The 6,000-nt window shown below is 59.8% G+C and carries 4 protein-coding genes; 1 reads left to right on the top strand and 3 read right to left on the bottom strand.

Annotated features, from left to right (window positions below):
* Both cobA and ACYVG7_RS15385 read right to left on the bottom strand, forming a co-directional pair.
* Positions 1-748 (bottom strand): uroporphyrinogen-III C-methyltransferase (gene cobA, locus ACYVG7_RS15390; RefSeq protein WP_460883978.1); only part of this gene is annotated, 748 nt, incomplete at its 3' end.
* Positions 749-787: 39 nt separating this feature from the next.
* Positions 788-3,478: a nitrate reductase gene (locus tag ACYVG7_RS15385; RefSeq protein WP_460883977.1), complete on the bottom strand. Its 2,691-nt coding sequence runs from the start codon at positions 3,476-3,478 to the stop codon at positions 788-790.
* A gap of 513 nt (positions 3,479-3,991) precedes the next feature.
* On the opposite strand from ACYVG7_RS15385, the gene ACYVG7_RS15380 reads away from it, so the two are divergent.
* A complete protein-coding gene (locus ACYVG7_RS15380) occupies positions 3,992-4,369 on the top strand; it encodes a hypothetical protein (protein ID WP_460883976.1) in 378 nt (125 codons plus the stop codon).
* A 97-nt stretch (positions 4,370-4,466) separates the two neighbouring features.
* Here the strand turns inward: ACYVG7_RS15380 and ACYVG7_RS15375 are convergent, their stop codons facing one another.
* Positions 4,467-5,810 carry an APC family permease gene (locus tag ACYVG7_RS15375; RefSeq protein WP_460883975.1) on the bottom strand — a complete coding sequence of 448 codons (1,344 nt, stop codon included), beginning with the start codon at positions 5,808-5,810 and terminating at the stop codon, positions 4,467-4,469.
* Positions 5,811-6,000 lie beyond the last annotated feature (190 nt).

Here is a 6,000-nt window from a genome sequence, read left to right as displayed (position 1 = left end):
GGAAATCCAAGGTAGAGGTAATGGATTTCAAGTGTGACGAGCTGATTTTGGGAAAAACAGATGCCGATTCAAGGGCGCTTACGCTGATCACCACCTGCTGATGCCGCATGGTGCCGGCAATGATCAGGGCTACCGGCAGGGATCCCTCGGCTCCAGCCCTCAACAGACCTTGCTGAATATGGGCCGCCTGCTCCAGCCCCATGTAAAACACCAGCGTATGCCCCCCACTCACCAGGGCCTGCCAGCCGTGGAATAGCGGCTCACTCTGCTGCGCCTCGGCCTGCAGATGGCCGGTAACCAGGGTCACCGAGCGGGAGATCCCGCGGTGAGTCAGCGGGATCCCACTGCTGGCGGCACATCCCAGCGCCGCCGTGATACCGGGGACCACCACAAAGCGGATGCCGCGCGCTTGCAGCGCCAGCGCTTCTTCCCCACCCCGACCAAACACATAGGGGTCACCGCCCTTGAGGCGCACCACCCGCTTGCCCTGCAGGGCCAGGCTGATCAACAGCTCACCGATCGCCTCTTGGGACAGGCTTTTAACTCCACACCGCTTGCCCACATCATGACGCTGAGCTCGCGCCGGGATCAGAGTTAAGATCTCCTCACCCACCAGCCGGTCATACACCACGGCATCGGCTTGTTGCAGCAGGCGCAGCGCCTTGAGGGTCAACAGCTCCGCATCGCCGGGACCAGCCCCCACCAGAGCCACCTCGCCGGGACCTAACCCCACATTCCGTTGCATCATGCTCAGACTCCTTGCTGCTATTGCCATCACTTTTTGCCATCACTGGGGGCGATGTTTTGCCACCAGTTTGTCCAGCTCCACCACACAGGTGCCGCAATTGGTGCCGCACTTGAGCAGGGCCTGTAATCCAGCGCGCTCATGGATCCCTTGTTGTTCAATCGCCTCGACAATCTGCCGTTCACTGACCCGAAAACAGGAGCAGACTATGCGACTATCGCCCGCCAGCGCCTGTTCTACCGTGGTTGCCAGTGACGCAGCGGCCAACGGTACTGCCAGCAAACCCGCCAGCAAGCCGACGTTGACCTGCCACGGACTGGCGCCACAGAGCAGAATGCCACTGATACGACCCTGATTCAGGGCCACCGCCAACCAGCCCTGGCCCTTGAGGGGCAAGCGGATCCAGTGTCCCTGCACCGCCAACCCTTGCCATAGCTGCTCGGCTGAACAATCGGCATCCGCCAGCAAACGGCACTCACCACCATCCACCGGGCGACGACTCCACCAGCCGGGATCGCGTCCCAGTCCCTGCAGATTGGGCTCATGCTGACCGATCCAGACCCCATGCCATTGGGCGATGAATGGCTGCACCTGCACCCGGGTCTGCTTGAACTGCGGTTGTCCGGAGACAGGATCCACCACCGGGGCCACCAGACGATTCACTCCACCTCGGGCGGTAAAGCTGTCGCTCCAGTGCATCGGCATAAAGGCTTCGTTATCCGCCAAGCCGTCATCTCGCTCCAACCGGGCCAGCACCTGATCCCGTTTCGAGCCCAACCAGACCAGTTGCCCCAGCTCCAATCCCGAGGCCAGCAAGGTGTGGTGATTGACCGACACCTTGGGATAGGGTTCATTTTCCATCAAGCGCACCAGATGTCCGGTGCGGGTCATGGTGTGCCATTGATCGCGAATCCGGCCGGTATTGAGCAACCAGCCCGCTCGCTCGCTATCCACCGGATCGGCATCCAAAACCGGTAACAGCGGCGCCGCCGCAATCAAGCGCGCCTTGCCATTCGGCGTCGAGAACCGACCCTCGGCAAACAGGCGCTCGGTACCCAGCACGCGGCGGGCGCCGGCAATGTGCGCTTCATCCTGGGCAACCAGCGGCCAGCGAGTCGGTTGCCAACTATCGAGCTGGGCATCATCCAGTTGGGCGATGGCCCCCAGATCCAGCTGCCGCGCGCCCTGGTTCTCATGAGCCGTGAGGGCGGCAAATTCGCGCAAGATATCGTTGAGACCGTGATAGTTGAAGCCCTCGGCAAAGCCCATGCGCTTGCCCACTTCGGCCAGCGCCCACCAGTCCGGTCTCGCCTCACCGGGCGCTTGGGTAAAGGGACGCTGCCGACTGATGCAGCGTTCGGAGTTGGTCACGGTTCCGCCCCGCTCTCCCCAACCGGCTGCCGGTAATAGCAGATGAGCAAACTGGGCGGTATCGGTCCGGGCCGTCATCTCGGAGACAATCAGAAACTCGCAGTTGGCCAATGCTTCACGCACCCGGGCCGAATCCGGTAACGAGATCGCCGGATTGGTGGCTATAACCCACAGCGCGCGGATCTTCTTCTGCCGTACCGCCTCGAACAAATCCACAGCTTTCAACCCAGGTTGCCGGGCTATGGTCGGCGATTGCCAGAAATCCTGCACTCGTTGACAGTCGGTGTCGTTAAACCCCATGTGGGCGGTGAGTTGGGTGGCCAACCCGCCGACCTCGCGCCCGCCCATGGCATTGGGCTGTCCGGTCATCGAAAAGGGGGAGGCACCTGGCTTGCCGACCCGTCCGGTCAACAGATGGGCATTGATGATGCTATTGGCCTTATCGGTGCCCTGGTTGGATTGGTTCACCCCCTGACAAAACAGAGTGACTGTCTTCGGCTCTGCCGCAAACCAGCGGAAGAACGCCCGCAGATCCACCTCGCTGAGGCCACAACGCCGAGCGATGGCGCTCTCGTCATACTCGGGATCGTCCAGCAAGGCGGCCAGTTCGGGGAAACCATCGACATGAGCGTCCACATAAGCGCGGTCCACGGCACCGCTTTGTAACAGGTAACGGCACAAGCCATGGAACAACCAGACATCGGTGCCTGGTTGCAGCGGCAGATGCAAGTCCGCCTGCTCGGCGGTCATGGTCTTGCGCGGATCGATCACCACCAACTTCATCTGCGGATTGCGGGCCCGGGCCTGCTGAATGCGGCGAAACACCACCGGATGGGTCCAGGCGGTATTGGCACCCACCAGCACCAGCAGGTTGCATAGCTCCAGATCGGCATAGCAAGCAGGCACCACATCCTCACCGAAGGCCCGGACATGGGCCATTACCGCCGAGGACATACACAAGCGGGAGTTGGTATCGATATTGGCGGCGCCTATGTACCCCTTCATCAATTTGTTGGCCACATAGTAATCTTCGGTCATGAGCTGACCCGAGACATAGAAACCGATGGCCTCGGGACCGGACTCGGCGATGATCTGGGAAAAGCGGCTGGCGATCTCGTCCAGTGCCCCATCCCAACCCACATGCTTGCCATTCAGACGCGGGTAGAGCAGCCGGTGCGGATACGCCATGGTATCCAGCAAGGTAGAGCCCTTGATGCACAGTGCCCCCAGATTGGCTGGATGGCTAGCATCCCCTTCGAGCTGATCACCGGAGATCCGGATCCCGCAGCCGACGCCGCAATAGGCGCAGGTCGTCTGGACGGATCCATCGGCAGTGGGCAGGACAGCGCTCGGGTTTGACATACGGCAAAGACTCCCTTCGAACCCGGAATTCGGGTATACACCCGACACTCGGGCAAAAAAAAAGCGCCGCCCTCCTTGCGGAGGGACAGGACGCCAGTGTCCAAACGTGCATTTTCAAACTAACTTCTGGATAAAAGCAAAAGCCGTGCCGGACACTCAGGACCCCAAGGATCCAGAAATTATTGGCTAAAACCTCGAATACAGGCCCGACACAGCACCAACCGCGAGCCACTCTGGTGCCTTGCGTCGGGAGAATGCCCAGCCATGGTGCAATTCCGGTCGCGATGAGGATTCACCTCTCGGTGATCGCAGGGAGTGATATGGCGGCAGGGATAGGCGGCGATGATAGGAGGTGACGCTTCGTCGCCTTCGTCACAGCACCGGCACGAAGAGCGGAAAGAAATGAGGAATCGGTTGGCAGACAGGCGTTTGCCGTGCAGGCTAGTCGCTCACGGGTCTGAAGGCCTCCCCTCCCGCTCGGGAGCCACATTGAACCAGGAGCCTATTTTGTCCATGGCTAGTTTGTCTATAGATAGCGCCGCCATCGAGGAGACCTTGCGGGGCCTCGAATGTCGTACCAACTTCAAGATCCGCACTCTGACTGAGTACATGCTGTCTCACAGCAAGCACGCCTTTTATCTGCTGGCCGATAGCCGTCATAGCCGTCTGGTGCTGATGCCAGCCTTGCAGCCCTTCGTCGCTGACTTCGCCGCGATTCCCGGCGTTCACGCCCAGGCCGATTATTGTCACCATGCCGAGATGACCCGCTTCCCGAAGCGCCTGCACACCGGCCGCACCGAGACCCACTATGGCCTGGCCTTCGAATTCGACAACACCAAGGCGCTGGAGCTGTTTATTCTGCAGTTGGACGGCATTATTCGTCGCAGCTAGCTCCTCATTCCGAGAGCGACAAAAATAGCACGGGCCGGTTAATACCGGCCCGTATACCTCGTGGACTCCCCACGCTGGGCTATCGCACCCGATTGGCCTACAGCGCCGCCTCGGGTAATGGCTGCCGGAAACGAGCCGTCCGCACCGCCAACCACACCAGACCCAGCGCCGCCCAACTTAGACCCAGATAGAGTGAACTCAATTCCAGGTTCAACCACAGCACCAGGATCGTCAGCGCGCCACACAGTGGCAGCAGCAGATAACGCAGGGTATTACGCCAGCCCTGACGGCGTCCCTCACGAATATAGAACTGGGCAATCACCGACAGATTGACGAAGGTAAATGCCACCAGAGCGCCAAAGTTGACCAGCGCCAATGCGATGTCCAGATCGAAGGAGACCGCCGACAACGCCACGGCACCGACCAACGCCACATTAATAGCCGGGGTCTGCCAACGTGGATGGACATAACCGAAGAACCGCTCCGGCAACACCCGATCCCGCCCCATCACATAGAGCAGGCGCGAGACACCAGCGTGTGAGGCCATGCCGGAAGCCAGCACCGCCACCGTGGTCAGCACCAGCACAATCGATTGAAACAACTGGCCACCGACATAGAGGGCAATCTCCGGCAATACGGCATCCGGTTGCTGGAAGCGGGAAATATCCGGGAAATAGAGCTGCAGAAAATAGGAGACGGTAATGAAGATAACGCCGCCGATCAGCGCGGTGAGAAAGATCGCCTTGGGCACCACGCGTCCGGCATCCGGCGTCTCTTCGGAGAGGTTACTGATGCCATCAAAGCCGAGAAAGGAAAAGCACAACACGGTAGCACCGGTAATCATCGGCACGACCGCGGCATCCAGGGAGTAGAACGGGCGCAGACTCGCCACAGTACCCATCCCCTCGCCCGCATAGACCCCATGGGCGATCAGAGCAATGAACACCAGGATCACCGCAATCTGCATGCCGACGATCAGGCTGTTGAGATTGGCCACCAGATTGATGCCGCGCAGATTAAAAAAGGTCATCAGGGTGACCAGTCCCAGAATAAACACCCAGGGCTCAACACCCGGAAATAGCGCCGTCAGGTAGATCTTCGCCAGTAACATGTTGATCATCGGCATGAACAGATAATCCAGCAACGACGACCAGCCAACCATGAAGCCGACATAAGGGGTAAACGCCTTCTGGGCATAGGTATAAGCCGAACCTGCGGATGGAAACCGTCGCACCAGAGCGCCATAACTCAGTGCCGTAAACAGCATGCCCACCAGCGCCATCAGGTAGGAGGTGGCTACATGGCCATCGGTCAGCTCGGTGACGATGCCGAATGTATCGAATACCGCCATCGGCGTCAGATAGGCCAGACCCATCATCACCACTTGCCACAAACTGAGCGTTTTGCGCAATCCCGGTTGTTGTGCTTTGGAGAGCGTCATGATCGGACTCCTGCACGGCCAACCCGCACATTGGAGCAACGAGAACACGGCGCGGAAACGCAGGCCGTTGCGGGGCGGCAAATCTCGACGGGGAATGGCAATGGATGCTTCATCTGTTTCCTCTATTCAATCTTGATCGACATGGGTTCGTTGCAGGCCTTCCGGCGCACGAACGCGGCTATCATTTCCA

The sequence above is a fragment of the Pseudaeromonas pectinilytica genome, from assembly GCF_054780855.1.
Note: the sequence above shows the minus strand (reverse complement) of the source record. Positions and strands in the feature narration are given on the sequence as shown.